The organism is Nocardioides sp. S5, from assembly GCF_017310035.1.
GTDB lineage: Bacteria > Actinomycetota > Actinomycetes > Propionibacteriales > Nocardioidaceae > Nocardioides.
The window spans coordinates 1,483,828-1,509,192 of record NZ_CP022296.1 but is presented as its reverse complement, the minus strand read 5'-3'; the positions used below and the strand labels follow the sequence as shown (position 1 = coordinate 1,509,192).

Below are 25,365 nucleotides of genomic sequence, written 5' to 3'. Positions count from 1 at the left end.
ACGACGGGACTTGACGCTGATGGCAGATCACACGGGGGGCTCTCGCGCCGACGTCGAGCTCCGCATCCCCGCCGAGGGTGCCTACGCCTCGGTGGTCCGCACCACGGCCGCGGGGCTCGCGGCCCGCCTGGACTTCACGATCGACGACATCGAGGACCTGCGGATCGCCATCGGCGAGGCCACCGCGCTCGCGATGCCGGCCGCCGACCCGGGCACGGACCTGGTGGCGTGCTTCCACTTCGGCGCGGGGGCGCTGACCGTCACGCTCGAGACCGAGGCGGTCGACGAGCCGCCGCTCGACACCGAGAGCTTCGCCTGGCAGGTGCTGGACACGATGGCGCAGGACGCGTCCGCGGGCCCCGAGGGCGGACGGTTCCACGTCCGCTTCACGGTGACCTCGAGCGTCGCTGCGGGAATGACGGGTGCCGAGCTCTGACATGAGCACCGACACGGGGGGCACGGGGGACGACATGGCGGCGGGGGCCGCCCTGGACCGGGAGGACGACGACGTCGTCCCCACCGGTCTCGAGCACGTACGCGCGCGCAGCGCCGAGCTCTTCACGCGGATGCGCGACACCGAGGTCAGCGACGCGCGGCGCGCCGGCGCCCGCGACGACCTGGTGCACCTGCACCTCTCGCTCGTCGAGCACTGCGCGCGACGCTTCCGCAACCGCGGCGAGCCCTTCGAGGACCTGGTGCAGGTCGGCACCATCGGCCTGATCAAGGCCGTGGACCGCTTCGAGACCGACCGCGGCGTGGAGTTCTCCACCTATGCCACCCCGACGGTCATCGGCGAGATCAAGCGCCACTTCCGCGACAAGGGCTGGGCGATCCGGGTGCCGCGTCGCCTCCAGGAGCTCCGCATGCAGATCGGCGGGGCCACCGGCGAGCTCACCCAGAAGCTCGGCCGCTCCCCCACCCCGCGCGAGCTGGCCGAGGTCATCGGCTGCTCGGTGGAGGAGATCATGGAGGGCATCGAGTCCTCGCACGCCTACGCCACCTTGTCGCTCGACGCCTCCGACGACAACGACGACGGCCCGCCGGCGATGCTCGCCACGCTCGGCGTCGAGGACGCCAACATCGAGCACGTCGAGATCCGCGAGTCGATCAAGCCGCTCCTCGAGGGGCTCGGCGAGCGCGAGAAGCGCATCCTGCTGCTGCGCTTCTTCAAGAACATGACGCAGTCGCAGATCGCCGAGGAGATCGGCGTCTCGCAGATGCACGTCTCGCGCCTGCTCACCCGCACGCTGACCCAGCTGCGGACCTCGCTCGAGGCGGAGTGACCCGGGCCCCGCTCAGGGGTCGACCCGGGCGTCCTCCTCGAGGACCTCGGTCGTCTCAGGGTGGAGCAGGCCCACGATGACGACCAGTGCGACGAGGGCCAGCGACAGCGGCAGCACGAGGCCCCCGACGTCCCGGAAGTTCCACGCGAGCCCCAGCTGGATCAGCTGGGCCATCACGACGGGTCCGCGCGCCCAGCGGCGTACCTTCCACAGCGACCAGGCGCACCACGCGAGCCCGGCGGCCGCCAGGAGGAAGAACGCCGAGGTGGTCAGGCCCATGGTCAGCCGGATGACTCGCAGGTTCGCCACCTCCAGGACCCCGAGGGCGAGGAGCACGAACGCCTCCACCGCGACGAGCGAGGCGGCGACCACGAGCGGGGGCGGCGCGCTACTGTCTGGACCAGGGGGAATGTCAGAAGGTGTAACGGGCACGGCTCAACACTAGTTGTGACGGACACGACCAGCGTTGGGGGTTGTGTGAACGTTCAAATCTTGCGAGTCTTGTCGCTGCGCTGCGTGGCGCCCGGGCCCAGCTGATTGTCCGAGAACAGCACCTGCCTGTGACGAGAAAGAGGGATTTCCCTACCCATGGATTGGCGCAGTCGCTCTGCATGCCTCGACGAGGACCCTGAGCTGTTCTTCCCGATCGGCAACACCGGTCCCGCGATCCTCCAGATCGAGGAGGCGAAGCAGGTGTGCCGGCGCTGTGAGGTGCGCGAGCAGTGCCTCGCCTGGGCCCTCGAGGCCGGGCAGGACCACGGAGTGTGGGGTGGCCTCAGCGAGGACGAGCGTCGCGCGCTGAAGCGCCGCAACGCCCGCGCCCGCATCCGCACCGCCTGAACCGCAGGGCGCGTCGCGTCTATCGGCCGCCACGGCTACTCGACGGGCAGGTCCGCCTGCACCCGCGTGCCTCGGCTCCCCGGACCGATCTCGAGCACCCCGCCGAGCTCGGACTCCACGAGCGTGCGCACGATCGAGAGGCCCAGCTGGGTCGAGGCGTCGAGGTCGAACGACTCGGGCAGCCCCCGGCCGTCGTCCTCGACCACCACGTGCAGGCGACCGACGATGCGGCGCGCGGTGACCACGACGCGCCCCTCGGTGCGCCCCGAGTCCCCCGCATAGCCGTGCTCGACGGCGTTCTGCAGCAGCTCGGTCAGCACCATGGCCAAGGGCGTCGCGGCCTCCGACGCGAGCTTGCCGAAGGACCCCTCGCGCACGACGCGGACCGGCACCTCGACGCCGCTGACGTCGACCACCATCGCCCCGAGCCGGTCGGCGATCTCGTCGAAGTCGACCGTCTCCTCCACGGCGTGGCTGAGCGTCTCGTGCACGATCGCGATCGAGCCGACCCGGCGCACGGCCTCCTCGAGGGCCGCCTTGGCGTCCTCGGCCTGCGTACGCCTCGCCTGCAGGCGCAGCAGCGCGGCCACCGTCTGGAGGTTGTTCTTCACGCGATGGTGGATCTCGCGGATGGTGACGTCCTTGGTGACGAGCTCCCGGTCGCGACTGCGCAGCTCGGTGACGTCGCGGACCAGCAGGAGCGCGCCGCTCCGGTCCCCCTGCGGGCGCAGCGGGATGCTCCGCACGATCAGGGTGACCTCGTCGGTGCCGACCTCCGTCGCGCGCCCGTCGCGACCGCCCAGCACCGCGCTCAGCGTCTCCTCGTCGATGCGCTTGCGCGCGGGCACCAGGTCGCGGGTCAGGTCGGTGAGCACGAGCCCTGTCAGATCGCCCTGGAGGCCGAGGCGGCGGTAGGCCGAGAGCCCGTTGGGACTCGCGTAGACGACGCGTCCCGTCGCGTCGAGGCGGACGAACCCGTCGCCCACCCGTGGTGAGTCGGCGTGGTCGCTGCGCTGGCCGGGCAGCGGGAAGTGGCCGGCGGCGATCATCTGGGTCAGGTCGGAGGCGGTCTGGAGGTAGCTCAGCTCGAGCCGGCTGGGCGTGCGCACGCCGAGCAGGTTGGTGTTGCGCGCGATCAGGGCGATCACCCGCCCCGCGCGGCGCACGGGGATGACCTCCACCCGCACGGGCACGTCGTCGCGCCACTCGGGGTCCCCTTCGCGCACCAGGCGGCCGGTGGCCAGCGCCTCGTCGAGCATCCGGCGCCGGCCGGTGGGGATGAAGGTGCCGAGGACGTCGTCGACGAGCGCGGTCGGCCCGGTGGTGGGCCGCATCTGGCCGCCGGCCCAGTAGCCCTTGCCCTCCCGGTCCGGGAGCCACAGCACGAGGTCCGCGAAGGACAGGTCGGCGAGGATCTGCCAGTCGGCCATGAGCAGCTGGAGCCACGCGATGTCGTCCTCGACCAGGTCGGTGTGGGCGCGCACGAGCTCGTGGAGGGAGGGCACCCGGCCACCCTAGGTCCAGCCGCGGACCGGCTGGGGCGACGTCGGTGACTGCTGGCAGGATGGGCCGCATGTCGATCGGCTACTGGGACCAGGTGCAGGCGGCTGGTTTCGAGCTTCCCTCGGACCGCCCGCTCGGCGACCTGACCGCGGAGCTCACCACGATGCTCGGCTCGACGCAGCCGGAGGTGCGCGACGGCACCGCCTATCCCGCCCTCGCCACCTGGATCGACCGCGGCGTCTACGACGACCTGCTCGCCGGCCTCGGCGACGGCATGGTCGCCGGGCTGTCCGTCGGACTCGGCGAGCAGGACACCGACACCGTCTTCCGGCGCAGCTTCAGCGCGCTGATCCTCGCCGAGTGCCTCGAGCGCGACAACGCCGAGCACCTGATGCCTCCGGCGAAGATCATGGACTGGGGCGACCGGATCGCGGTCTGGTTCCTCGCCGAGGTCGACACCCGCGGTTTCGTGCCGGGCAAGGGGTGGGCCCACGCGATCGCCCACGGCGCGGACACGATCGGCGCCCTCGCCGAGTCCCCGCATCTCGGGGGCGACGAGCACGCAGTCCTGCTCGACATCCTCGCCGAGCGCCTGCTCCAGCAGCCCGCCGACCAGCCGCTCGAGTCCGGCGAGCCCGACCGGATGGCCCACGCGGCGATGCGGGTCCTGCGGCGCAACACGCTCGGCACCGACGTCCTCGAGCCCTGGGTGCACCGCATCGGCGCCGCAGCCAACGCGTTCGGCGGCCCGGTCGACCACAACCCGTTCGCCCGCACCCACGCCCCCCAGTCCTTCCTGCGTGCGCTCTTCGTCCACCTGTCCCTGGCGCCCGACGCGCCGCAGGTGCGCCCAGACCTGCTGCTCGTGGTGATCGAGGCGCTCCGGATGGCCAACGCGCCGTTCCTGCGACCCAGCACCGACCAGCCTCCACCCGGCACCGACTAGCCTGCGGGGCATGAGCGAGCCCACCGACATCTCCGGCCACAGCGGCGAGCTGGCCGTCCACGTCGCCCGCGCCCACGGCGTCGAGACCATGTTCACCCTCTCGGGTGCCCACGTCTTCCCGATGTACGACGGGGCGGTGAAGACGCAGGCCGAGGGGCAGGGCCCGCCGATGCGCCTGCTGGACGTACGCCACGAGCAGACCGCCGCGTTCGCCGCCGAGGCCACCGGCAAGCTCACCCGCGTGCCCGGCCTGGCCGTCCTCACCGCGGGCCCCGGCGTCACCAACGGCATCAGCGCGATCGCGCAGGCCCAGTTCGCCGGCTCCCCGATGGTCGTCGTCGGCGGTCGCGCACCGCAGAACCGCTGGGGCAGCGGCTCCCTCCAGGAGCTCGACCAGCCGCCGATCATCGCGCCGGTCGCAAAGGCCGCCCGCACCCTGATGACCGCGGCCGACGTGGCCGGTGGCATGGACGAGGCCTTCACCCTGGCCCGCTCGAGCCACCGCGGTCCCGTCTTCGTCGACGTGCCGATGGACGAGTTCTTCAACTCCGCGACCGGGTCGACCGGCTCCGGCGAGGGCACCCGCATCGAGCCCGACCCCGACGCGGTGGGGAAGGTCGCGCGGCTGCTGGCCGCGGCCCGGCGCCCGGTCCTCATCCTCGGCACCGACGTGTGGGCCGACCACGCCGAGGTCGCGGCGCTCCGGCTGGTGGAGGACCTCGGCATCCCGACCCTGACCAACGGCATGGGCCGCGGAGTGATCCCCGGCGGGCACCGCTGCCTGGTGACCAAGGCCCGCGGTGCCGCGCTGTCCGGCGCCGACCTCGTCGTGGTCGTCGGCACGCCGCTGGACTTCCGCCTCGGCTACGGCGCCTTCGGCGGCCCGGACAAGAACCCCCAGGGCGAGTTCGCGAAGGTCGTGCACATCGCCGACTCCCCCGGCCAGGTCTCCGGCCACGCCGAGCTCGCCGCGTCCGTCTCCGGCGACCTCACCACGGTCCTCGACGGCCTCCAGGCCGCGATCGAGCGCGGTGACAAGCCCGACTGGCAGGCCTGGTCCGACCAGCTCGCCGACCAGGTCAAGGTCGCCGCGGCGCGCGACGCCGAGCTGCTCACCGCCGAGGCCGACCCGATCCACCCGGCGCGGATCTACGGCGAGCTCGTGCCGCGGCTGGCCGACGACTCCGTCGTCATCGGCGACGGCGGCGACTTCGTCTCTTTCGCCGGCAAGTACGTCGAGCCGAAGCGCCCCGGCGGCTGGCTCGACCCCGGCCCCTACGGCTGCCTCGGCGCGGGCCTGGGTGCCGCGATCGCCGCCCGCATCGCCCGTCCCTCGGCCCAGGTGACGTTGCTGCTCGGTGACGGCGCCGCCGGCTTCTCCCTCATGGACGTCGACACGCTGGTGCGCCACGACCTGCCGGTGGTCATGGTGATGGGCAACAACTCCGCGTGGGGCCTGGAGAAGGGCCCGATGCAGATGCTCTACGGCTACGACGTGATCGCCGACCTCGGCCAACGCACGCCGTACGACGACGTGGTGAAGGCGCTCGGCGGCGCCGGTGAGACGGTCACCGACCCGAAGCAGATCGGGTCCGCGCTCGACCGGGCGTACGCCGCCGGTGTCCCCTACCTCGTCAACGTGATCACCGACGTCGAGGCGGCCTATCCCCGCAACACCTTCGGCATCTGAGCCGGCCGTCGTGGTCGAGGTGCGCCTGGCGCGGACCGACGAGCTCGACGCCGTCGGCGAGCTGACCGTGCGCGCCTACGCGGCGTACACCCGCGGTCCGGCCGACCCCTACGTGGCCCGGTTGCGCGACGCGTCGTCGCGGGCCACGGCCGCCGAGCTGTGGGTCGCCGTCGACGGCGACCGGCTGCTGGGCAGCGTGACCTGCTGTCCTCCGGGGTCGTCCTACCGCGAGGTGAGCCTCCCCGACGAGGGTGAGTTCCGGATGCTCGCCGTCGCCCTCGACGCCCGCGGCTCGGGTGCCGGCACGGCGCTCGCCGCCCACTGCGAGGAGCGCGCACGGGAGCACGGCGCGCTCGGCATGGCGCTGTCCTCGCTGGCCGAGATGACAGCGGCGCACCGGATCTACGCACGGCTGGGCTACGCCCGCGACCCCACGCGCGACTGGTCGCCGCTGCCCGGGGTGGAGCTCATCACCTTCGCCAAGCGGTTCTGACTCAGCAGCGGCGCACCGTCGAGGGCTCGGCCGGGTCGTCGAAGCACACCGTCCCCGACGGCAGCGCCGCCATCTCGGTGCCGGAGACCATCTGCCACTGCCACGTCCGCCAGGCGCCCTCCTCCGCGGCCACGGCCGTGACGAGCGCGCCGTTGGTGGTGAGCCAGGTGCGCGTGGTCGGATCGTTGGTGAGCTCGACGTCGCCGGTCGTGTCGAGTGCGCGCAGCCGGTCGCCGTCCTGCACCAGCACCTGCGCGTAGGAGGCGTCGGAGGCGGAGGTGACGTAGAAGGACGCCCCGTCCGACATGACGGAAGTGGGTTGGGTGGTCGACACGCGCGCATCCGCCACGGCGAGGTCGTGTCGGACCGTGCGGCCGTCCTCTCCCCGCACGAGCAGGGTCGCCGGGTCGCCCGCCTCGACGGTCACGGTGTAGCGGTAGCCGATGTCGAAGACGGCCCGGCCCCCGGGACCGATGGTCTCCTCCGCCACGGGCACGACGTAGGGGAGCTCGTCCTCGGTGTCGTCGCCGCAGGGCTGCGACGCCTCGAGGCCCTGCCGCCGGCACGCCTCCTCCACGTGCCTGAGCACGCCGTCGTCGCCGAGGGCCCACCGCCAGGCGTCGACCACGACCGTCTCGGGACGCAGGAGCGTCATGTTGCCCTCCGCGTAGGCGTTGACCGACCGGCTCGACCAGAGCGCCCCGTCCTCCAACCAGTAGTCCTGCAGGTGGACCATCCGGTAGTGCTCGGTCGCGCTCCCGTCGACGGGCACGGACCCCCGCACCAGCCGCTCCGGGTCCTCGACGGCCGCCTGCACCAGGAGGCCGTCGCGGAGGTCGAAGACCAGCGGGTGACCACCGCCGCCGGGACCGGCCTCCATGTCGTCGAAGTAGAGCACCAGCTCCTGGTCGCCGTCATCGTCGGCGTCGATCGGGTCGAGGGCGTTCGTGCCGATGGTGGTGCCGAGCTCGGCGATGCCGTAGGCCTGCTCCCCCGTCGTGCTCAGCGTCGTCTGCAGGCGGACCCGGCCGTCGAAGTCCTTGGTCGGCTCGGCCAGGAAGTCCACCCGCTCCTTCGTGCCGTCGCCGTCCAGGTCGAGGCGCGCCGGTGAGGAGAGGTCGTCGGCCTTCCAGTCCCGACCCACGTCGGCGGGCAGCTCGAGCTTCGGGGCGTCCGGCTCCGGCGCGACCTCGTCGGAGCGCGTACGGCTGCCGACACCCTGGAGCACCACCCCCAGCACGAGCAGGACGACCGCGGCCGCAGCGAGCAGGACCCACGGCGATGACCAGCGCCTCGGCAGGGGGGTGGCCGTGGCGAGCGGGGCCAGGTCCTCGCCCCGCACCAGGTCGGCCCGCGCGGCGAGGGCTGCCCGCAGGCGCGCCTCCAGGTCGGGGGCACCAGGTGTGCTGCTCATCGCTCCTCCTCTCCCGAGCTCGGCGTGACGGGGTCGTGCATGGCCTTCTCCAGCGCCACGAGCGCGCGGCTCGCGGTCGACTTCACGGTGCCGCGGCTGATGTCGAGCGTCCGGGCGATCTCCGCCTCGGACAGGTCCGACCAGTAGCGCAGGACCAGCACCTCGCGCTGGCGAGGGGCGAGGGTGTGCAGCGCCACGATGACCTCCCGGTGCTCCTCCGCCAGCACCGCGCTGTCCTCGGGTGTGGGTGGTGACAGGTCGTGGGGTGGGGAGTACGACCGCGCCGTACGCCGTCGCCGCAGCGCTGAGCGTGCGGTGTTGACCACCGCGACACGCAGGTAGGCCAGCGCCTTCGACGGGTCCCTCACCGCGTCGGGGCGACGTGCAAGAGCGGCGAAGGCGTCCTGGACCACGTCCTCGGCGGAGGCGACGTCGTCGACCAGCAGCACCGCCAGCCGCACCAGCGCGAGCCGGTGCGCGGCGTAGAGCTCCGTGATGTCCACCGCCGGCTCCATCACCACCCCCGACCCTCCCCCCGATCCTGCCCCCGGCCCTGCGGTCCTCGTGCCCATGTCTGGTAGACGTGTGGGTGGCACACAGGTTGCCTCACCGCAGCAATCATCCGTCGGAAGGCCCGCCATGTCCCGTCCCGAGACCGCCACCCTCACCTTCGTCGTGGGCGACGACGACACGGCTGCGGCCGTCGGGAGCGGCTCGCTGCCGGTGCTCGGGACACCGCGCCTCCTCGCGTGGCTCGAGGCCGCCACGTGCGCCGGGCTGGAGCCGCTGCTGCCCCAGGGGTCGACGAGCGTCGGCACCCGGGTCCAGGTCGAGCACCTCGCCGCCAGCCCCGTCGGGGCCGAGGTCGAGGTCAGCGCCTCCAGCGCCTACGAGGACGGCCGGCTGCACCGCTTCACCGTCAGCGCCCGCGACGCGACCAGCGGCAAGGTGCTCGCCGCCGGGGAGATCACCCGCGTGGTGGTCGACGCCGAGCGGTTCCTCGCCCGCCTGCGAGACACGTCGTCAAGGCAGACCTGACTAGACCGCTCGGGTGTCCTGGCCCGGATCCGTCGCAAGGAGCCCGCTAGTCTGGCAGGCTCGCGCACGGCGCGCGGGGGCGCGCGGATGGAATGGGGCCAACCAGCATGGACGATCGGTTGCGAGAAGCACTGGCGACACTGGGCCAGCGCATCGAGTTCGCGGAGTACGAGCGACGGATCGCGCTCGACGAGGTGCGCGCGCTCGTGGCGCAGCACCACCAGGACCTGCACCTGCCGCAGGTCGCGGAGCTCACGACGCTGACGCAGCCCGCGCTCGGCGCGATGGTCCCCGACCAGTCGTAGGACCGGCGCCGGACATGCAAAAGTCCCCGCCGCGGCGGGGACTTCTACGAGATGACGTGCAGGTGCGCGTCAGGCGTTGGGGCGCTTGCCGTGGTTCGCGCCCTTCTTCTTGCGCGCGCGGCGCTTGCGTCCGGTCTTGCCCATGGTGGTCCTCCTGGAATCGGTGCTCGGGTCAGTGTGTCAAAAACCCGGGGGTGCGGCGAATCGGGTCGAGCCCGGGGTCAGGCCCCACCCTCGGTGATCTGGATGCTGACCTCGCGCAGCTGGAGGCGTACGCGGTCACGCAGCGACTCCGGCGCCGCCTCCGAGCAGGAACGTGCGACGAGCTGCTTCACGGCCTTCTGGAGGTCGTGGCGCTCGAGGCAGGGCCCGCACTCGCGCAGGTGCATCTCGACGACGGCGCAGTCGGCCTGGTCGAGCTCGTTGTCGATGAAGTAGACGATGCGCTCGATGTAGTCGACGCAGTCGTCGTTGCCGTGCTCGTGGGTGCTCACTTCGCCTCCCCCTCGATGTCGGCGCCGGGGACGGTGGATGCGGGAAGGAGGTCGTTGGCACGGACGTAGTCGGCCAGCATGTCGCGCAGCTGGCGCCGGCCACGGTGCAAGCGCGACATCACGGTGCCGATGGGCGTGTCCATGATCTCGGCGATCTCCTTGTAGGGGAAACCCTCCACGTCGGCGAGGTAGACCGCGAGGCGGAACTCCTCGGGCAGGCGCTGCAGCGCATCCTTGACCTCCGAGTCGGGCAGGTGCTCCAGCGCCTCCATCTCCGCGGACCGCAGACCGGTCGAGGAGTGGGACTCCGCGCGGGCGAGCTGCCAGTCCTCGACGTCCTCGGACATCGACTGCTGCGGCTGGCGCTGCTTCTTGCGGTAGGAGTTGATGTAGGTGTTGGTGAGGATCCGGTACAGCCAGGCCTTGAGGTTCGTGCCGGGCTTGAACTGGTGGAAGGCGCTGTAGGCCTTGGCGAACGTCTCCTGCACCAGGTCCTCGGCGTCGGCCGGGTTGCGGGTCATCCGCATGGCGGCGCCGTAGAGCTGGTCGAGGAACGGCAGGGCGTCGCGCTCGAAGCGGGCGGACCGCTCGTCGGAGGTCTCGTCCTCGACGGCGATCTCAGGGCCGGACGTGTCGTCCGTGAGTGATTCAGTCATCACGGTCCACGATAGCGCTGCGGGTCTCTCCAGGGTCAGTGACTGCACATCGATGCCAACACCTCACCCCACCCGGGGATTCCCGACGACGTCACGCACCAGCCATTCCAGCGTGGACTCGACCACGATCCCCATCGCCTCGTCCTGGCTCAGCCCGCCTCGCGCGGGCACCTTCAGCCCGTGGTCGGCGCCCGGGACGACGACCATGTCGACCCGGTCGAGGTCGCCGGGAAACTCCTCGGGACGCCCCATCGGGTCGCGCTCGCCCTGGATGAGCAGGGTCGGCAGGCCGGTGCCGCGGAGCTCGGGGAGCCGGGTGGGCTCGGTGCGACCCGGCTGGTGGAGCGGGAAGGACAGGGCCAGGCAGCCGGTGGCCCCCAGCGACCGGGCCGTGCGCGCGGCGGAGCGTGCGCCCGCCGAACGACCGCCGACCACGAGCGGCGTACGCACCCGCATCACGTCGGCAGCGCACGTCAGCGCCGCGTCGAGGGTCGGCGGTGCGGTCGCGACCTTGCGGCCCGCGACGCGCCACGGCTGCTCGAACAGCACGACCGAGACGCCCTGCGCGGGGAGCGCGTCGGCCAGCGCCCACAGGTCGCGCGACTCGATCCCGCCTCCGGCACCGTGGCTCAGCAGGAGCGTGGCGATCGGTCTGGTGGCCCGACGCGTGTGCAGCCGGCCCGCGCCGTGGGGGGTCGCGACGGATCGGACGGTGGCCTTCTTCACTGCAGGGTCTCCTCGGCAGGCAGGGGCTCGACGAGCTCGGGGCCGTTGTTGCGCACGTTGCTGACGAGGGTGGGCACGGCGTACGCCTCGAGCCGGCCCGGCGCGGCCGGCACCAGGAGGGACGCGTCGCCGGGTGTGGTCGGGTCGAGCCACTCGTGCCAGCGCTCGCGCTCGACCATCAGCGGCATCCGGTCGTGGATGTGCCCGAGGGAGTCCTCGGCCTCCGTGGTCAGCACGGTGCAGGTCCAGCGGAAGCGGTCCGGGTCGTCCTCGGCGCGGGTGGGGTCGCGCCAGATCTCGTAGAGCCCCGCCATCGCCAGGACCCCGCCGTCGCGCGGCCGGATGAAGAAGGGCTGCTTGACCGGCTTGCCCCGGGCGTTGGTCTGCGAGGTGGCGTACCACTCGAAGTAGCCGTCGGCCGGAAGCAGCGCCCGCCGGCTGGCGAAGGCCTTGCGGTAGGCCGGCTTCTCCGCCACGGTCTCCATCCGCGCGTTGATCATCCGGTTGCCGATCGAGGGGTCCTTGGCCCAGGACGGCACCAGCCCCCAGGTGAGCACCCGCAGCTGGCGCTGGGCGGGCTCGCCGGACTCCCGCGACGGCGGACGCTCGACGACGGCGTAGACCTCCTTGGTGGGGGCCACGTTGTAGTCGGGAGCCAGGGGCGCGGCGATCCGGCTCTCGACGACCTCGAACTCCTCGACGAGGTCCTCGGAGCTGCGGGACGAGGCGTAGCGACCACACACGGGACCCACCCTAGGGGAGCCCCGTGACGGCGTCCGCTCAGCCGCGGGCCAGCTCGTCGAGCAGCATCCCCGCGCCGGCGTCCGTGGCGGGCAGGCCCTCGATCCACGCGCGGACCGAGGCGCCGCCCGACTCGGCCTGCACGCCGTCGAGCAGGGTGCGCAGCACCCGCACCCGTCGCCCGAGGCGCTCGTCGCGGCGGGTGAGGATCGCGACGCGGTGCATGCCCAGGCGCGCCACGGTCTCGTCGCGGACGAAGGCGGTGCGTGCGAGCTCGCCGGCGCGCGCGAGGCGCATGGCACGGGTGAAGTGGTCGCCCGGCTCCTCCGACGGGTCGTCGCCGAACGGCAGCGCGCAGACGACGAGCGCGTGGGCGCCGACGACGCTCGCGGCCTCGTCCACCTCACGCCCGGCGAGCCGGTAGAGCTCGGAGATCCGGCTGCGCAGGTGGGCCTGGCTGGAGAGGCCCGTCATCGGGTCCTCGCAGGACAGCTGGTGGAGGTACCCCAGGGTGGTCTCGCTCCACGCGGTGAGCAGCGCCGCCACGACGTCGTACGCCGGATCGGTGCCCGTGAGCCGGTGCCACGTGCCACGCAGGCCTTCGAGCGTCTCCTCCACCGACGCGCCGTCGCGGGCCAGGTCCTGGCCCGCGACGCTGCAGGCGAGCAGGACGTCCGATCCTGAGGTGAGCGCCTCCCCCACGGCCTCGAATCGGTGCGGCAACCCCGACCGCACATCAAGAGACTGCGAACCGCTCACCCCAGGACCGGATGCCGCGAGCCGTCGCCCACGTGTGGCGAAGTTCTTCACGGCAGCTCCCTCCCGGATCCGGTCTTGCTCACTGGTGTGACGTCGTCCCCACGGATCCATGACGCGGACTCCGGGCGGAAATCACGATTCGGCCATCGCGACCCCGGGCCACGCCGCGGAGGTCTACAGTTCAAGGAGCCTGACAGCCGGGTCAGGAGTGCTGCGGGAAGCGTCGATCCACATGAGCATTGCCACCAGCGTCGAAGCGCCGGGTGACGCCGAGCTGATCTCGGCGGTCCGCGGCGGGGACATCGACGCTTACGGCACCCTCTTCGAACGGCACGTCGACGCCGCCCGGCGCCTGGCCCGCCAGCTCGTCGCGGCCGGGGACGCCGAGGACCTCGTCTCCGAGGCCTTCGTCAAGGTGCTCGGCGTGCTGCAGCGCGGTGGCGGCCCCGACGTCGCCTTCCGCGCCTACCTCCTCACCTCCGTGCGCCGCCTGCAGGTCGACCGGTTCCGTGCCGGCGCGAAGGTGCACACCACCGACGACATGGAGGCCTTCGACCCGGGGGTGCCGTTCCGCGACACCGCCGTCGAGGGATTCGAGAGCGCCGCCGCCGCCCGCGCGTTCGCCTCGCTGCCCGAGCGGTGGCAGCTGGTGCTGTGGCACACCGAGGTCGAGGGCGACAAGCCCGCCGACATCGCGCCACTGCTCGGCATGAGCGCCAACTCGGTGTCGGCGCTGGCCTACCGGGCCCGCGAGGGGCTCCGCCAGGCCTTCCTCACCCAGCACGTCGGCGAGCTCGAGCAGGACCAGTGCCGCTGGACGCACGGCCAGCTCGGGGCCTACGTCCGCGACGCCATCTCGCGCCGTGACGCCGCCCGGGTGGAGGGGCACCTCGGGGAGTGCCGCTCCTGCATGGCGATCTACCTCGAGCTCACCGAGGTCAACAGCAACCTCGGCGGCCTCCTGGCCCCCCTGCTGCTGGGCGGCGTGGCCACCGCCTATCTCGGCGGTGCCGCCGCGACGGGCGCGATGCCCGTCGGGATCGGCCTGCTGGCCGGGCGGATCCGCGACCTCGTCGTCGGCAACGCCGGCGCCGCAGCCGTGGCGGGGGTCGCCGCCAGCACCGTGGTCGTCGCCGGCAGCATCGCGCTCGGCATCGGCGGTCCGGACCGCGCGCCCGGCGAGCCCGCGGCGCTGCGCGCGCCGACGTCCACCTCGTCCACGACCGACCCGTCCGCGGCCGACCCGTCCGCGCCTGCCTCCGGTGGCGACTCGCCGCGCCGCTCGGCCACGGGTCCCGACGCCGTGGTCATCGCGCCCGGCGAGGAGGTGGTGGTGCCCGGCACGACCACCCCGGTCGACCCGACCACGGACCCGCTCACGGACCCGACGACCGACCCGACCGGCGACCCCACGACCACCCCCACCACCTCGCCCACGTCGTCGCCGACCTCGGAGCCGACGCCCACGTCAAGCCCGAGCGCCAGCCCGACGTCCAACCCGACGTCCAACCCGACGTCCAGTCCGACGTCCACCCCCACGTCCACCCCCACGTCCACCCCCACGTCGAGCCCGACCTCGAACCCCACGGCCAGCCCCACCGGCCAGCCGACGAGCAACCCGACGCCCAGCCCGACGCCCACCCCGACCGCGACGCCGCCGCCACCAGCCGACGCCACGCTGAACGGCTCCGCGTCCGGGACGCGACCGACGTACGCCGTCGTGCTGCGGGTCGCCGCCCTCGCGGCCGGCACCAGCGCCGTCCTCACCGTGGAGGCGGCGGGCGCCGAGGTGGTGCGCACCAACGACGGCCGGTGCACCACGACCCGCGCACGTGCCACCTGCCAGATCTCCGGCGCGAACCTCGCCCCGGTGTCCTTCGAGGTGGTCGCACCCCAGGGCGCGCAGGTCGCGGCCTCGCTGTCCACGGCACAGCCCGACCCCGACCCGTCCAACAACACGTGGCGCGCCGTCCTCGACTGAGGACAGCACCCACCGGACGCATCCCTGCGGGCGGGGCGCACGTTCGGAGCATCGTGTAGACAAGGGCCATGACGATCACCCGGTTGCTCGCCCGTCCGATGCTCGCCACGATCTTCGTCGCCGGCGGCATCAACGCCATCCGCAACACCGAGGCGCACGCCGTCAAGGCGAAGAAGATCACCGACCGGGTCGTGCCGAAGGTCCAGCAGGCAGCGCCCGGGGCGCCGATCCCCACCGACCCGCAGACACTGGTCCGGATCAACGCCGGCGCGCAGATCCTCGCCGCCGCCGCCCTCGCGACCGGACGCGCACCCCGGCTGAGCGCCACCGTGCTCGCCGCGTCGCTGGTGCCCACGACCCTTGCCGGACACCCCTTCTGGGAGGAGTCCGACCCGCAGGCCAAGGCCGCCCAGCGGCTGCAGTTCATGAAGAACACCTCGATCCTCGGCGGCCTGCTCCTCGCCGGTGTCGACACCGACGGCCGTCCCGGGCTGGCCTGGCGCGCGCGTCGCGCCGCCGCCGACGTGCGCCGCGAGGCCAAGCAGGTGGCCAAGGACGCCCGCCGCGAGGCGAAGCTCGCCAAGGCCCAGCTCACCTGATCGATAGGGTGCGCGGGTGAGTGAGCTCTGGCCGGCACCCCGTCCCCTCGACCCCGTGGACCGGGTCGTGTCGTTGCCGGGCAGCAAGTCGCTGACCAACCGCGCACTGGTCCTCGCCGCGACCGCGGACGGCCCGAGCGTCGTACGCCGTCCGCTGCGCTCGCGCGACACCCTGCTGATGGCTGCTGCACTCAGCTCCCTCGGCACCGGCATCGAGGACACCGACGGGCCGGGCGCCGGCGACTGGGCGGTGACCCCGCAGGCGTGGGACCGCGACGCCGACGTCGACTGCGGGCTCGCGGGCACCGTCATGCGGTTCGTCCCGCCGGTGGCCGGTCTCGCACGCGGGACCGTGGGCTTCGACGGCGATCCCCACATGCACCTGCGGCCCGTCGGCCAGATGCTGTCGGCGCTGGCCGCGCTCGGGGTCCACGTCGACGACGACGGCCGCGGCGCCCTCCCTTTCGCCGTGCGCGGCAGCGGGACGGTGGCCGGCGGCACCGTGACCATCGACGCCAGCGCGTCGTCGCAGTTCGTCTCGGCGCTGCTGCTCGCCGGCTCCCGCTACGAGCACGGCGTCGACGTACGCCATGTCGGCAAGCCGGTGCCCTCGCTCCCCCACATCGAGATGACCGTCCAGATGCTGCGCCAGCACGGCGTGGAGGTCGACGACGGCGACGCCAACCGGTGGGCGGTCGCCCCCGGCACCGTGAAGGCCGTCGACCACGCCATCGAGCCCGACCTGTCCAACGCCGCGCCGTTCCTCGCGCTCGGCGCCGCCACGGGCGGCCGCGTGACGGTCACCGACTGGCCGGCCACCACCACCCAGCCCGGCGACGAGCTGCGCGAGATCCTCACGTTGATGGGCTGCGAGGTCAGCCTGGTCGACGGGGACCTCACCGTGCAGGGGCCGGCGCGCCTCGCAGGAGTCGACCTCGACCTGCACGACGTCGGCGAGCTCACGCCCGCGATCGCCGCGCTCTGCGCCCTGGCCGACTCCCCCTCCCACCTGCGCGGGGTGGCGCACATCCGCGGCCACGAGACCGACCGGATCACGGCGCTCGCCACCGAGCTCGGGCGGCTCGGCGCCGACGTCACCGAGCGCGAGGACGGCCTGTCGATCCGGCCCTCCGCGCTGCACGGTGGGACGTTCCACACCTACGCCGACCACCGCATGGCCCACGCCGGGGTCATCCTCGGCCTGGCCGTCGACGGCGTGCTGGTCGAGGACATAGCCACCACGTCCAAGACGTTCCCCGACTTCGCGACCGCGTGGAGCAGCGCCGTGCTGGGCGGGACCGCGTGACGACCGGCCGCTACGGCGAGCACGACCACGAGCACTACGAGCGGCCCCGGCGCCGCACCCGCCCGCGCACCAAGGACCGGCCGAGCTACGACGACGCGGTCGACGCCCGCGTCGTCACCGTCGACCGCGGTCGCTTCACGCTCCTGCTCGACGGACGCCGCGTGATGGCGATGAAGTCGCGCCCCCTGGGGCGCAAGGGCGTCGTGGTCGGCGACCACGTGCGGGTCGTCGGCGACACCAGCGGCGTCGACGGCTCGCTGGCACGGATCGTGGAGGTCGTCCCGCGCACCACGACCCTGCGACGCACCGCCGACGACGACGACCCCGTCGAGCGGGTGATCGTCTCCAACGCCGACCAGCTCGTCGTGGTCACCGCGCTGGCCGACCCCGAACCGCGTCCCCGCCTCATCGACCGGGCCCTGGTCGCGGCGTACGACGCCGGGATGGCGCCGCTGCTGTGCCTCACCAAGGCCGACCTGGCCGACCCCGAGACGCTGCTGTCGACCTACCGCTCCCTCGGGGTGCCCTGGGTGGTCACCCAGCTCAAGGGCGAGGGGGCCGGCGACCTCACCGAGCTCCTCGACCGGCTGCGCGGGCGCACCAGCGTCTTCGTGGGCCACAGCGGAGTCGGCAAGTCCACCCTCGTCAACGCACTCATCCCCGACGCGCACCGCGAGGTCGGGATCGTCAACGCGGTGACCGGCCGCGGCCGGCACACCTCCACCAGCGCCTACCTGCTCGAGCTCCCCGACGCCGAGGGCTGGATCATCGACACCCCCGGCATCCGCTCCTTCGGCCTCGCGCACGTGCAGCCGGAGAACCTCATCGAGGCCTTCCCCGACCTCGACGAGATGACCGAGACCTGCCCACGCGGCTGTTCCCACGGCACCGGCGAGCCCGAGTGCGGGCTCGACGAGGCGATCACCGCGGGCGAGGCCGACGCCGACCGGGTCGAGTCGTTCCGGCGGCTGCTCGCCGCGCGCGAGGCCTCCAGCGACTGGTAGTCCTGCGGCTCAGCCCCAGACGGCCCGCGCGCCGGAGTCACCGGCGAGGTAGACGGTGACGAGCAGTGCGACCGCACCGACCGCGAGCAGCGCCATGACCGGGACGCCGAAGCGCGTCTCGCGCGCCCCGCGGCCCGACGCCAGCGCCGAGACACCACCGAGCGCCCATGCGGCGAGGCCGGACACCACGACGTAGGCCAGCGACACGGTGCGCAGCAGCTCACCGGCCTCTTCGTGCTCCTCCACGATCGGGGCGAGCTGCGGCCGCGAGGCCAGCAGGTCCTCGCCCGCGGCCACCGCCAGGACCGCGGCGCCGGCCGTGACCGCGGCGAGCACGAGGAGGGGCCACCGCAGCAGCCAGCGCCACCTCGGCACGAACGCGTAGGCGAGGCCGGCCAGCGCCGCCAGCGGGCCCAGGACGACGACCGCGTGCACGACGAGCGGGTGCAGCGGCACACCGTTGAGTTCCATGCGTGCAGGGTAGGACCCGATGCTGGGAATAGCCTGTGAGCATGCCCATCACCGGCCCGAACGACCACACCGACGACCTGCGCCTGGCGCACGTCCTCGCCGACGACGCGGACTCCATCACCCAGGCACGCTTCAAGGCCCTCGACCTGCACGTCATGAGCAAGCCCGACCTCACGCCGGTCACCGACGCCGACAAGGCCGTCGAGGAGGGCATCCGCCGCACCCTGTCGCGGGTGCGCTCGCGCGACGCGGTCGTCGGCGAGGAGCAGGGCACCACCGGCCACAGCCAGCGCCGCTGGATCGTCGACCCGATCGACGGCACCAAGAACTTCGTGCGCGGCGTCCCCGTCTGGGCCACGCTCATCGCGCTCGCGGTCGACGACGAGGTCGTCCTGGGGGTCGTGTCCGCACCGCAGCTGCAGCGCCGGTGGTGGGCCTCGGTCGGCAACGGTGCCTGGACGGGCCGTTCCCTGCTCAAGGCGACGAGGTGCGAAGTCTCCGACGTACGTCGCCTCGAGGACGCCTCGCTGAGCTACTCCTCGCTGGGGGGCTGGGACGAGCGCGACCGGCTCGACGACTTCGTGTCGCTGTCGCGGCGCTGCTGGCGTACGCGTGCCTACGGCGACTTCTGGTCCTACATGCTCCTCGCCGAGGGCGCCGTGGACATCGCGGCCGAGCCCGAGCTCGAGCTCTACGACATGGCGGCGCTCGACGTCATCGTGCGCGAGGCCGGCGGCCGGTTCACCTCGCTCGACGGCACCGACGGCCCGTGGGGCGGCAACGCGCTCGCCTCCAACGGCCACCTCCACGACGCTGCGCTGTCCTTCCTGGGCTCGCTCGACGACGACGGCTCCGACCCCGACGTCCCACGCCGCGGCCCCGGCTCGGTCAGCAACCTGCGCGCCCGGCAGGCCCCGCCCGTCCTCGACTGACGCGACACCTGTCGCCCGGGCCCGCGCTTGGCTACGGTGAGGTCACCGTCACCGTGCACGACCGGACGAGAGGTGCCCCGATGAAGATCAACGACGTCATCCACGCCAAGTCGCAGCAGGCCGTGGTGACCATCAGCCCCGACGCCACCGTGCGCGAGCTCGTGGCGCTGCTCGCCGAGCACAACGTCGGCGCCCTCGTGGTGAGCGACGACGGCGAGCGCGTCTCCGGCATCGTGAGCGAGCGCGACGTCGTACGCCGCCTGCACGCCGACGACGCTGTCCTGGACGCCCCGGTCAGCATGATCATGACCGAGGACGTGCGCACCTGCACCGGCACCGACGGCCTCACCGACCTCATGCAGACGATGACCGAGCACCGCATCCGGCACGTCCCGGTGGTGGCCGACGGACGGCTGACCGGCATCATCTCCATCGGTGACGTGGTCAAGAGCCGCATCGGCGAGCTCGAGTTCGAGCGCGACCAGCTCGACCACTACGTCCACCAGACCTGACACCCGACTGATTGGAACCATTGTGAGCCAGAAGCCCGACGTCGACCCGCACATGGGCGAGGTGCCCGCCGACCTCGAGGTCACCGACCTCGTCGAGGGCGAGGGCCCCGAGGCCACGTCCGGCTCGACCGTCTCGGTCCACTACGTCGGCGTCGCTCACTCCACGGGCGAGGAGTTCGACGCCTCCTACAACCGCGGCACCCCGCTGCAGTTCCGCCTCGGCATCGGCCAGGTCATCTCGGGCTGGGACACCGGCGTGCAGGGCATGAAGGTCGGCGGCCGTCGTCGCCTCGTCATCCCGCCGCACCTCGGCTACGGCGACCGCGGCGCAGGCGGCGCGATCAAGCCCGGGGAGACGCTGATCTTCGTGGTGGACCTGCTCGAGGTCCGCTGACCCCACCCCCGTACGCACCCGCGCCGGGCGGCTCTCACCCCTGGGCGTCGTGGACCAGGATCGCGACCTGCACCCGGTTCTCGACGCCCAGCTTGGCGAAGAGCCGCCCGACGTGCGTCTTGACCGTCGGCACGCCCATGTAGAGCTCGGCGGCGATGTCGGCGTTGCTCAGCCCGCGCGCGACCGCGTCGGCCACGTCGCGCTCGCGATCGGTGAGCGTGGCCAGGGCCGCCTGCGCCGAGCGGGTGCGCTCGTGCACCTCCGCGACCGGGTCGGTGCGCGTGACGGCCGCGATCAGCTGCGCGGTGACGCTCGGGGAGAGCATCGGGTGACCTGCCGCCACGGTGCGGACGGCCTCGACGAGGCGCGCCGGCGGCGTGTCCTTGAGGAGGAAGCCCGCGGCCCCGGCCCGCAGTGCGCGGAGCACCATGTCGTCGGTGTCGAAGGTCGTCAGCACGATGATCTTCAGCTCGGGGTGGTGCACCAGGAGCTCGGCGGTCGCGCTGAGCCCGTCGCGCACCGGCATGCGGATGTCCATCAGCACCACGTCGGCGCCCGACGCCGGCACCACCCGCAGGGCCTCCTCGCCGTCGCCCGCCTCCGCGACCACGACGAGGCCCGAGTCGCCGCCGAGCATCATGCCGAGCGCGGCGCGCACCATCGGGTCGTCGTCGACCACCGCGAGCCGGACCGGACCGTCGTCGCTGGCTGACCTCACGAGTCCCACGGTATCCACGCCCGCACCGCGTAGCCCCCGGTGGTGTCGGTGCCGTGGCTGATCCGGCCACCGGCCAGCGTCGCCCGCTCCTGCAGGCCCAGCAGTCCCAGCCCCGAGGCCGGCAGCGACGGCGCCACCACCGGGCCGACCGGTGCGGCGTTGCGCACCCCGATGACCAGTCCGTCCTCGGGGGTCCCCGCCACGTCCACGGTCACCGCGGTCCCGGGCGCGTGCTTGCGGGCGTTGGTCAGCGCCTCCTGCACGATCCGGTAGGCCGTGCGACCGGAGCCGGTCGGGACCTCGCCCGCGATGCGGCGGGACAGGCGTACGCGCATCCCGCCGGCCTCCTCCTCCGCCACCAGGGCAGCGAGGTCGTCGAGCCCGGGCTGGGGCCGTTCCGGCGCGGCGTCGACCGGCTGGAGCGGGTCGCGGAGCACCCCGAGGACCGCCCGGAGGTCGGTCAGGGCCCGGTGCGCGTTGTCCTCGATCGACCGGGCCGCGCTCGCCTGCTCCTCGGCGGTGAGGTCGGTGCGGAAGCCGAGGGCACCGGCGTGCATCGCCACCAGGGAGATGCGGTGGGCCAGCACGTCGTGCATCTCGCGGGCGATCTTGGTGCGCTCGGCCGCCTGCGCCTGGGCGACGCGGGCCCGCTGCTCCCGCTCCGCGGTCAGCGCGCGCTCGCGGTAGGAGTCGACCAGCTGGCGCTGCGAGCCCATCGCGTAGCCGGTCGCGACGAGGATCCCGACGACGAGGGCGCCGAACGCGACCGAGGCCCACAGCGGGAGCGTGTCCTGGGTGATCCCGATCCGCTCCTGCACGACCCCGGCCAGGACGTTGAGCGGTCCCACCGCCGCGACCAGGCGCCACCGCCGGTGCGAGGCGAGCGAGCCGAGGATCCACGACCCGGGACCGGCGCTCGAGGCGGAGACGCACGAGAAGACCAGCAGCACGCCGGCCACCAGCGCGGGCCGGCGGTGGCGCCAGCGGATGAGCACGAAGGAGAGCAGCCCCAGGACCGGGTCGCCGACGAGGAACCACGTCACCGCAGCCTGCGGGGCGCGCTCGCTCGCGCCGACCAGGGGGATCACCCAGACGCTGAGGCTGATGAACAGGGCGAGGGCGTAGCGCCAGGTCGCCGCGAACCGGCCGGTTCCCCTCTCCATGGCCCGAGGCTAGGACACCGCGGGAGCACGGCGCGTCCGACCAAGGTGTCGCACCGGGACCGAGGTCGATACCGGGGTCGGACCCCGTCGACCCCTGAGCCCGATGCCGCGGGCACCGGTCACGGCCGAGGGTGGAGCCATGATCACAGTCGAGAACCTCACCAAGCGCTACGGCGGCTTCACCGCCGTCGACGACATCTCCTTCGAGGTGCGACCCGGGAGCGTCGTCGGCTTCCTCGGCCCCAACGGCGCCGGCAAGTCGACCGCGATGCGGATGATGACCGGGCTCACGCCCGCCACCTCGGGCCGGGCGACCATCATGGGCGAGACCTACCGCGACCTCCACAACCCCGGCCGCCAGGTCGGCGTGATGCTCGACGCCTCCGCCCAGCACCCCGGCCGTACGGGCCGCGAGGTGCTGCTCGTCGCGGCGGTGTCCGTCGGTGTGTCGAAGGCACGCGTCGAGGAGGTGCTCGCGCTCGTCGGGTTGACCGACGAGGAGGCTGGGCGCCGGGTGCGCAACTACTCCCTCGGCATGCGCCAGCGCCTGGGCATCGCCGCCGCTCTCCTCGGCAAGCCGCAGGTCCTCATCCTCGACGAGCCGGCCAACGGCCTCGATCCGCAGGGCATCCACTGGATGCGCGGCCTGCTGCGCCGCTTCGCCGACGGAGGCGGCACGGTGCTGCTGTCGAGCCACCTGCTCCACGAGGTGCAGATCGTGGCTGACGATCTCGTCATGATCGGACGCGGCCGGATCGTCGCGATGGGCTCGAAGGAGGAGCTGCTCGCCCGGGGCGGCACGACCGTCCAGTCCACCGACGACGCCCGCCTGGCCCGGCTGCTGGAGGCCGCCGACGTACCGGTCTCCCGCACCGGCTCCGGCCTGGTGGTCGACGCCGAGGCCCGCGTGGTGGGCGAGATCGCCGCCCGCGAGTCCGTCGTGCTCCTCGAGCTCCACTCCGGCGGCTCCGAGGGCCTCGAAGAGATGTTCCTCGGCCTCACGGCCGCCACGTCCCGCGAAGGAGACGCAGCATGAGCACCGACACCACCCGATCTGCTGCCCCCGCCGTCGGTGGAGGCGCCGGCGACGCACCCACCGCCACCGCACTCGAGGGCCGTCCGGGCGTGCCGTTCGCCCGGACGTTCCGGGCCGAGCTGCGCAAGATGGTCGACACCCGCGCCGGTCGCTGGATGGTCATCGTGATGGCCGCCGTCTGCGTGCTGATCCTGGCGGGCTTCGTGATCTGGGGTCCCGCTGAGGACGCGTCCTTCCACGGCCTCCTGGAGCTCTCGACGCTGCCGCTGGCGCTGCTGCTGCCGGTGATCGGCATCATGGCCGCCACGGCCGAGTGGTCGCAGCGCACCGGGCTGGTCACGTTCGTGCTGGAGCCCCGCCGGGGACGGGTGGTGCTGGCCAAGGCGCTGGCCGCCCTCACCCTCGCGGCGGTCGTCCTGGCAGCCGCGGTCGCGGCGTCAGCCGTGGCGAACATCGTCGGTGGCACCGGTGAGTGGGACCTCACCGCCGCGACCGGCGGCGGCCTGACGCTCGCCCTGCTGATCTTCACCCTGCAGGGCGTGGCCTTCGGCCTGCTGTTCCTCAACACGCCGGTCGCAATCGTGTCCGTGCTCGTCCTGCCGACCGTGTGGTCGATCGCCTCGATGGCCGTCTCGTCGCTGGAGGACGCCGCACGCTGGCTCAACCTCGACCTGGTGACCCAGCCGCTCTTCGCTGGCGAGATGGCCGGTCAGGACTGGGCGCAGCTCGCCACCTCGAGCGCGGTGTGGGTGCTGCTGCCGCTGGCGGTCGGCACCTCCCGCGTCCTCCGTCGTGAGGTGAAGTAGCCGGGGGGCTCCACCTCATCCCGGTCGCCACGGACTCACCACACGAGTCACCAGGGAACGTCGATCTCGACGTCCCCGGTGGCGACCCGGGCCGCCAGCGGTCCCAGCGTGACCACGTCACCCGGGACCAGCTGGCGGCCCCTGCGCGTCTCCACCTCGTCGTTCACCCGGACGGCACCGTCGGCGATCACCGGCTTGGCCTCCGCGCCGGTCTCGACGAGGTTGGCGAGCTTGAGGAACTGCCCGAGCCGGATCGACTCGTCGCGGATCGGGACGTCGATCGGTACGGGTCGGTCGCCATCAGCCATGGGCCCAGTCAACCAGTAGACCTAGGGTGGCCACCGTGCGGACACGAACCCTGCTCACCGTCCTGGTCCTGGGCCTGCTGGCTCCCCTCCTCACGCTCGGTGCGCCCTCCCAGGCACGCGAGGCGGCGCGCGCCGGGAAGAGCGGGTGCGAGGCACGCGACGGCATCGAGGTGTGCTTCACCTCCCCGCCCACGCAGCGCAACGACCCGACCGTGCTGGCCCGCCCCGCCCGGCTCTTCGACACCGCCGGCCCCGGCGACACGATCCGGATCGCAATGTTCCGCTGGGACATCAAGCCCCCCACCGACGCGATCCTGGCCGCCCAGCGACGGGGCGCCACCGTGCGCCTGGTCGGCGACGACGACCTGCGGCTCAACAAGCAGGGCCGTCGCCTGATCACCACGCTCGAGCAGCAGGACCCTGCGCGGACCAACGTGACGATCTGTCGCGGTGCCTGTCTGCCCTGGCGTGCCAAGGGCCCCTTCCCGGACAGCCAGAACGTCCAGCACCTGAAGTTCTACGTCACCGACATCGCCGGGGTGCAGTCGTTCATCACGTCCTCGGCCAACCTCGAGGACCGGCAGTACCGGCAGTACAACTCCTTCCTCAAGATCGACGACCCCGGCCTGCACCAGTTCGGCGTCGACTACTTCGCCCGCCTCCAGGCCCAGAGCCTGAAGGTCGACGGGGTGCGCTGGAGCGACCGGAAGAAGGCGTGGCGCAGTGGCGACACGACCGCGGCCGTCTACCCCAACCGCGACGACCTGCTGCTCTCCACGCTGCGTGACCTCTCCTGCACGCGAGCGGCCCGGGACGTGTCGGCGATGTTCGCGGTGATCCAGCGCGCCGACGTGCGCGACCAGCTCGCGCGGCTGTCGCGGTCGGGCTGCCGGGTCCGGATCGTCACCTCCCGCGACACCGTGGAGAACTGGCTGGAGCAGCCGCTCGCGGCGGGCGACATCCCCGACGCACGCGTGCGGACGGTGCTCACGCACGACAAGATGCTCGCCGTGCACGCGAAGTTCCGCGGCCGGGCCACGCACCTGGTCGTGACCGGCACGTCCAACACCACGTGCGGCGGCCTGCTCTACAACGACGAGGTGATGCTGCGCATCGTCGGCAACCGGTGGCTGCACGGGCAGTACCTCGCCCACTTCGACGACGCGTACGCCCGTGCGTGGCAGGGCCGCTCGCGGGTCATGCCGGTGATGAAGCCCTGCCGGTGATCAAGCCCTGCCGCTGACCAC

General features: G+C 72.8%; 31 protein-coding genes. 18 read left to right on the top strand and 13 right to left on the bottom strand.

Going from position 1 to position 25,365, the window contains the following annotated elements:
* Positions 1-19: 19 nt before the first annotated feature.
* Both CFI00_RS07540 and CFI00_RS07535 read left to right on the top strand, forming a co-directional pair.
* Positions 20-436 carry an anti-sigma factor gene (locus tag CFI00_RS07540; protein WP_207084583.1) on the top strand — a complete coding sequence of 139 codons (417 nt, stop codon included), beginning with the start codon at positions 20-22 and terminating at the stop codon, positions 434-436.
* A 1-nt stretch (position 437) separates the two neighbouring features.
* Positions 438-1,283, top strand: coding sequence for an RNA polymerase sigma factor SigF (locus tag CFI00_RS07535; RefSeq protein ID WP_242532730.1), 846 nt, complete (start codon positions 438-440; stop codon positions 1,281-1,283).
* Between the two features lie 12 nt (positions 1,284-1,295).
* On the opposite strand, the gene CFI00_RS07530 is transcribed toward CFI00_RS07535, so the two are convergent.
* Positions 1,296-1,655, bottom strand: a complete 360-nt coding sequence (locus CFI00_RS07530; protein ID WP_207084582.1) for a hypothetical protein — start codon at positions 1,653-1,655, stop codon at positions 1,296-1,298.
* Positions 1,656-1,871: 216 nt separating this feature from the next.
* Here CFI00_RS07530 and CFI00_RS07525 point away from each other — a divergent pair, with 216 nt between their 5' ends.
* Positions 1,872-2,123, top strand: a complete 252-nt coding sequence (locus CFI00_RS07525) for a WhiB family transcriptional regulator (protein ID WP_056601527.1) — start codon at positions 1,872-1,874, stop codon at positions 2,121-2,123.
* A gap of 35 nt (positions 2,124-2,158) precedes the next feature.
* On the opposite strand, the gene CFI00_RS07520 is transcribed toward CFI00_RS07525, so the two are convergent.
* Entirely contained in the window at positions 2,159-3,628 is a 1,470-nt protein-coding gene (locus CFI00_RS07520; protein ID WP_207084581.1) for a PAS domain-containing sensor histidine kinase, read from the bottom strand.
* A 68-nt stretch (positions 3,629-3,696) separates the two neighbouring features.
* Between CFI00_RS07520 and CFI00_RS07515 the strand changes: the two genes are divergently transcribed.
* The 3 genes from CFI00_RS07515 to CFI00_RS07505 are packed head-to-tail and all read left to right on the top strand — an operon-like array spanning position 3,697 to position 6,755.
* A complete protein-coding gene (locus CFI00_RS07515) occupies positions 3,697-4,572 on the top strand; it encodes a DUF2785 domain-containing protein (RefSeq protein ID WP_207084580.1) in 876 nt (291 codons plus the stop codon).
* Between the two features lie 10 nt (positions 4,573-4,582).
* Positions 4,583-6,262, top strand: a complete 1,680-nt coding sequence (locus CFI00_RS07510; RefSeq protein WP_207084579.1) for an acetolactate synthase — start codon at positions 4,583-4,585, stop codon at positions 6,260-6,262.
* Positions 6,263-6,272: 10 nt separating this feature from the next.
* On the top strand, positions 6,273-6,755 hold the full coding sequence (locus CFI00_RS07505; protein ID WP_242532729.1) for a GNAT family N-acetyltransferase: 483 nt from the start codon (positions 6,273-6,275) through the stop codon (positions 6,753-6,755).
* Between the two features lies 1 nt (position 6,756).
* Here CFI00_RS07505 and CFI00_RS07500 read toward each other — a convergent pair whose 3' ends face one another.
* Together CFI00_RS07500 and CFI00_RS07495 are read right to left on the bottom strand one after the other, a co-directional pair.
* On the bottom strand, positions 6,757-8,169 hold the full coding sequence (locus tag CFI00_RS07500) for a hypothetical protein (RefSeq protein ID WP_207084578.1): 1,413 nt from the start codon (positions 8,167-8,169) through the stop codon (positions 6,757-6,759).
* Positions 8,166-8,672: a SigE family RNA polymerase sigma factor gene (locus CFI00_RS07495; protein WP_242532728.1), complete on the bottom strand. Its 507-nt coding sequence runs from the start codon at positions 8,670-8,672 to the stop codon at positions 8,166-8,168. The genes CFI00_RS07500 and CFI00_RS07495 overlap by 4 nt, the downstream gene beginning before the upstream one ends.
* Positions 8,673-8,808: 136 nt before the next feature.
* Between CFI00_RS07495 and CFI00_RS07490 the strand changes: the two genes are divergently transcribed.
* Together CFI00_RS07490 and CFI00_RS07485 are read left to right on the top strand one after the other, a co-directional pair.
* Positions 8,809-9,207: a thioesterase gene (locus CFI00_RS07490; RefSeq protein WP_207084577.1), complete on the top strand. Its 399-nt coding sequence runs from the start codon at positions 8,809-8,811 to the stop codon at positions 9,205-9,207.
* Between the two features lie 107 nt (positions 9,208-9,314).
* Positions 9,315-9,512: a hypothetical protein gene (locus CFI00_RS07485; RefSeq protein ID WP_207084576.1), complete on the top strand. Its 198-nt coding sequence runs from the start codon at positions 9,315-9,317 to the stop codon at positions 9,510-9,512.
* Between the two features lie 221 nt (positions 9,513-9,733).
* On the opposite strand, the gene rsrA is transcribed toward CFI00_RS07485, so the two are convergent.
* The 5 genes from rsrA to CFI00_RS07460 form a co-directional block, all read right to left on the bottom strand.
* Complete coding sequence (gene rsrA, locus CFI00_RS07480; protein WP_056601554.1) at positions 9,734-10,006, bottom strand: mycothiol system anti-sigma-R factor; 273 nt, start codon at positions 10,004-10,006, stop codon at positions 9,734-9,736.
* The gene (locus CFI00_RS07475; protein ID WP_207084575.1) at positions 10,003-10,662 is read right to left on the bottom strand and encodes a sigma-70 family RNA polymerase sigma factor; all 660 of its coding nucleotides are present in this window, start codon (positions 10,660-10,662) and stop codon (positions 10,003-10,005) included. The genes rsrA and CFI00_RS07475 overlap by 4 nt, the downstream gene beginning before the upstream one ends.
* Before the next feature lie 63 nt (positions 10,663-10,725).
* Positions 10,726-11,388, bottom strand: coding sequence for an alpha/beta family hydrolase (locus tag CFI00_RS07470; protein WP_207084574.1), 663 nt, complete (start codon positions 11,386-11,388; stop codon positions 10,726-10,728).
* Positions 11,385-12,131 carry an SOS response-associated peptidase gene (locus tag CFI00_RS07465; RefSeq protein WP_207084573.1) on the bottom strand — a complete coding sequence of 249 codons (747 nt, stop codon included), beginning with the start codon at positions 12,129-12,131 and terminating at the stop codon, positions 11,385-11,387. Before CFI00_RS07465 ends, CFI00_RS07470 begins: the two co-directional genes overlap by 4 nt.
* Positions 12,132-12,168: 37 nt before the next feature.
* Entirely contained in the window at positions 12,169-12,852 is a 684-nt protein-coding gene (locus CFI00_RS07460; protein WP_207084572.1) for a hypothetical protein, read from the bottom strand.
* Between the two features lie 268 nt (positions 12,853-13,120).
* On the opposite strand from CFI00_RS07460, the gene CFI00_RS07455 reads away from it, so the two are divergent.
* From CFI00_RS07455 to rsgA, 4 genes are all read left to right on the top strand, one after another.
* Positions 13,121-14,869, top strand: a complete 1,749-nt coding sequence (locus CFI00_RS07455; RefSeq protein WP_207084571.1) for a sigma-70 family RNA polymerase sigma factor — start codon at positions 13,121-13,123, stop codon at positions 14,867-14,869.
* Between the two features lie 68 nt (positions 14,870-14,937).
* Entirely contained in the window at positions 14,938-15,468 is a 531-nt protein-coding gene (locus CFI00_RS07450; RefSeq protein WP_207084570.1) for a DoxX family membrane protein, read from the top strand.
* Between the two features lie 16 nt (positions 15,469-15,484).
* Positions 15,485-16,774: a 3-phosphoshikimate 1-carboxyvinyltransferase gene (gene aroA / locus CFI00_RS07445; RefSeq protein ID WP_207084569.1), complete on the top strand. Its 1,290-nt coding sequence runs from the start codon at positions 15,485-15,487 to the stop codon at positions 16,772-16,774.
* Complete coding sequence (gene rsgA, locus CFI00_RS07440; protein WP_207084568.1) at positions 16,771-17,778, top strand: ribosome small subunit-dependent GTPase A; 1,008 nt, start codon at positions 16,771-16,773, stop codon at positions 17,776-17,778. Before aroA ends, rsgA begins: the two co-directional genes overlap by 4 nt.
* Positions 17,779-17,787: 9 nt before the next feature.
* On the opposite strand, the gene CFI00_RS07435 is transcribed toward rsgA, so the two are convergent.
* Positions 17,788-18,249, bottom strand: coding sequence for a DUF2231 domain-containing protein (locus CFI00_RS07435; protein WP_207084567.1), 462 nt, complete (start codon positions 18,247-18,249; stop codon positions 17,788-17,790).
* A gap of 41 nt (positions 18,250-18,290) precedes the next feature.
* Between CFI00_RS07435 and CFI00_RS07430 the strand changes: the two genes are divergently transcribed.
* From CFI00_RS07430 to CFI00_RS07420, 3 genes are all read left to right on the top strand, one after another.
* Positions 18,291-19,181 (top strand): inositol monophosphatase family protein, encoded by an 891-nt coding sequence (locus CFI00_RS07430; protein WP_207084566.1) that lies wholly within the window; start codon positions 18,291-18,293, stop codon positions 19,179-19,181.
* An 80-nt stretch (positions 19,182-19,261) separates the two neighbouring features.
* Positions 19,262-19,693: a CBS domain-containing protein gene (locus CFI00_RS07425; RefSeq protein WP_207084565.1), complete on the top strand. Its 432-nt coding sequence runs from the start codon at positions 19,262-19,264 to the stop codon at positions 19,691-19,693.
* A 52-nt stretch (positions 19,694-19,745) separates the two neighbouring features.
* Complete coding sequence (locus tag CFI00_RS07420; protein ID WP_207085415.1) at positions 19,746-20,087, top strand: FKBP-type peptidyl-prolyl cis-trans isomerase; 342 nt, start codon at positions 19,746-19,748, stop codon at positions 20,085-20,087.
* 34 nt (positions 20,088-20,121) lie between these two features.
* Here the strand turns inward: CFI00_RS07420 and CFI00_RS07415 are convergent, their stop codons facing one another.
* Together CFI00_RS07415 and CFI00_RS07410 are read right to left on the bottom strand one after the other, a co-directional pair.
* Positions 20,122-20,805, bottom strand: coding sequence for a response regulator transcription factor (locus tag CFI00_RS07415; protein WP_277988359.1), 684 nt, complete (start codon positions 20,803-20,805; stop codon positions 20,122-20,124).
* Positions 20,802-21,968 carry a histidine kinase gene (locus CFI00_RS07410; RefSeq protein ID WP_207084564.1) on the bottom strand — a complete coding sequence of 389 codons (1,167 nt, stop codon included), beginning with the start codon at positions 21,966-21,968 and terminating at the stop codon, positions 20,802-20,804. The genes CFI00_RS07415 and CFI00_RS07410 overlap by 4 nt, the downstream gene beginning before the upstream one ends.
* Before the next feature lie 139 nt (positions 21,969-22,107).
* Here CFI00_RS07410 and CFI00_RS07405 point away from each other — a divergent pair, with 139 nt between their 5' ends.
* Both CFI00_RS07405 and CFI00_RS07400 read left to right on the top strand, forming a co-directional pair.
* Positions 22,108-23,004: an ABC transporter ATP-binding protein gene (locus tag CFI00_RS07405; RefSeq protein ID WP_207084563.1), complete on the top strand. Its 897-nt coding sequence runs from the start codon at positions 22,108-22,110 to the stop codon at positions 23,002-23,004.
* The gene (locus CFI00_RS07400) at positions 23,001-23,810 is read left to right on the top strand and encodes a hypothetical protein (RefSeq protein WP_207084562.1); all 810 of its coding nucleotides are present in this window, start codon (positions 23,001-23,003) and stop codon (positions 23,808-23,810) included. The genes CFI00_RS07405 and CFI00_RS07400 overlap by 4 nt, the downstream gene beginning before the upstream one ends.
* A gap of 47 nt (positions 23,811-23,857) precedes the next feature.
* Here the strand turns inward: CFI00_RS07400 and CFI00_RS07395 are convergent, their stop codons facing one another.
* Positions 23,858-24,118, bottom strand: a complete 261-nt coding sequence (locus tag CFI00_RS07395) for an RNA-binding S4 domain-containing protein (protein WP_207084561.1) — start codon at positions 24,116-24,118, stop codon at positions 23,858-23,860.
* A gap of 35 nt (positions 24,119-24,153) precedes the next feature.
* Here CFI00_RS07395 and CFI00_RS07390 point away from each other — a divergent pair, with 35 nt between their 5' ends.
* Positions 24,154-25,344 (top strand): phospholipase D-like domain-containing protein, encoded by a 1,191-nt coding sequence (locus CFI00_RS07390; RefSeq protein WP_207084560.1) that lies wholly within the window; start codon positions 24,154-24,156, stop codon positions 25,342-25,344.
* Positions 25,345-25,365: the final 21 nt, after the last annotated feature.

Coding starts and splice junctions, on each gene's coding strand:
- CFI00_RS07450 (WP_207084570.1), top strand. CDS start 14,938: ATGACGATCACCCGGTTGCTCGCCCGTCCGATGCTCGCCACGATCTTC.
- CFI00_RS07420 (WP_207085415.1), top strand. CDS start 19,746: ATGGGCGAGGTGCCCGCCGACCTCGAGGTCACCGACCTCGTCGAGGGC.
- CFI00_RS07525 (WP_056601527.1), top strand. CDS start 1,872: ATGGATTGGCGCAGTCGCTCTGCATGCCTCGACGAGGACCCTGAGCTG.
- CFI00_RS07410 (WP_207084564.1), bottom strand. CDS start 21,968: ATGGAGAGGGGAACCGGCCGGTTCGCGGCGACCTGGCGCTACGCCCTC.
- CFI00_RS07510 (WP_207084579.1), top strand. CDS start 4,583: ATGAGCGAGCCCACCGACATCTCCGGCCACAGCGGCGAGCTGGCCGTC.
- CFI00_RS07430 (WP_207084566.1), top strand. CDS start 18,291: ATGCCCATCACCGGCCCGAACGACCACACCGACGACCTGCGCCTGGCG.
- CFI00_RS07405 (WP_207084563.1), top strand. CDS start 22,108: ATGATCACAGTCGAGAACCTCACCAAGCGCTACGGCGGCTTCACCGCC.
- CFI00_RS07425 (WP_207084565.1), top strand. CDS start 19,262: ATGAAGATCAACGACGTCATCCACGCCAAGTCGCAGCAGGCCGTGGTG.
- CFI00_RS07535 (WP_242532730.1), top strand. CDS start 438: ATGAGCACCGACACGGGGGGCACGGGGGACGACATGGCGGCGGGGGCC.
- CFI00_RS07540 (WP_207084583.1), top strand. CDS start 20: ATGGCAGATCACACGGGGGGCTCTCGCGCCGACGTCGAGCTCCGCATC.
- CFI00_RS07490 (WP_207084577.1), top strand. CDS start 8,809: ATGTCCCGTCCCGAGACCGCCACCCTCACCTTCGTCGTGGGCGACGAC.
- CFI00_RS07455 (WP_207084571.1), top strand. CDS start 13,121: ATGAGCATTGCCACCAGCGTCGAAGCGCCGGGTGACGCCGAGCTGATC.
- CFI00_RS07515 (WP_207084580.1), top strand. CDS start 3,697: ATGTCGATCGGCTACTGGGACCAGGTGCAGGCGGCTGGTTTCGAGCTT.
- CFI00_RS07485 (WP_207084576.1), top strand. CDS start 9,315: ATGGACGATCGGTTGCGAGAAGCACTGGCGACACTGGGCCAGCGCATC.
- CFI00_RS07435 (WP_207084567.1), bottom strand. CDS start 18,249: ATGGAACTCAACGGTGTGCCGCTGCACCCGCTCGTCGTGCACGCGGTC.
- CFI00_RS07475 (WP_207084575.1), bottom strand. CDS start 10,662: ATGACTGAATCACTCACGGACGACACGTCCGGCCCTGAGATCGCCGTC.
- CFI00_RS07400 (WP_207084562.1), top strand. CDS start 23,001: ATGAGCACCGACACCACCCGATCTGCTGCCCCCGCCGTCGGTGGAGGC.
- CFI00_RS07500 (WP_207084578.1), bottom strand. CDS start 8,169: ATGAGCAGCACACCTGGTGCCCCCGACCTGGAGGCGCGCCTGCGGGCA.
- CFI00_RS07395 (WP_207084561.1), bottom strand. CDS start 24,118: ATGGCTGATGGCGACCGACCCGTACCGATCGACGTCCCGATCCGCGAC.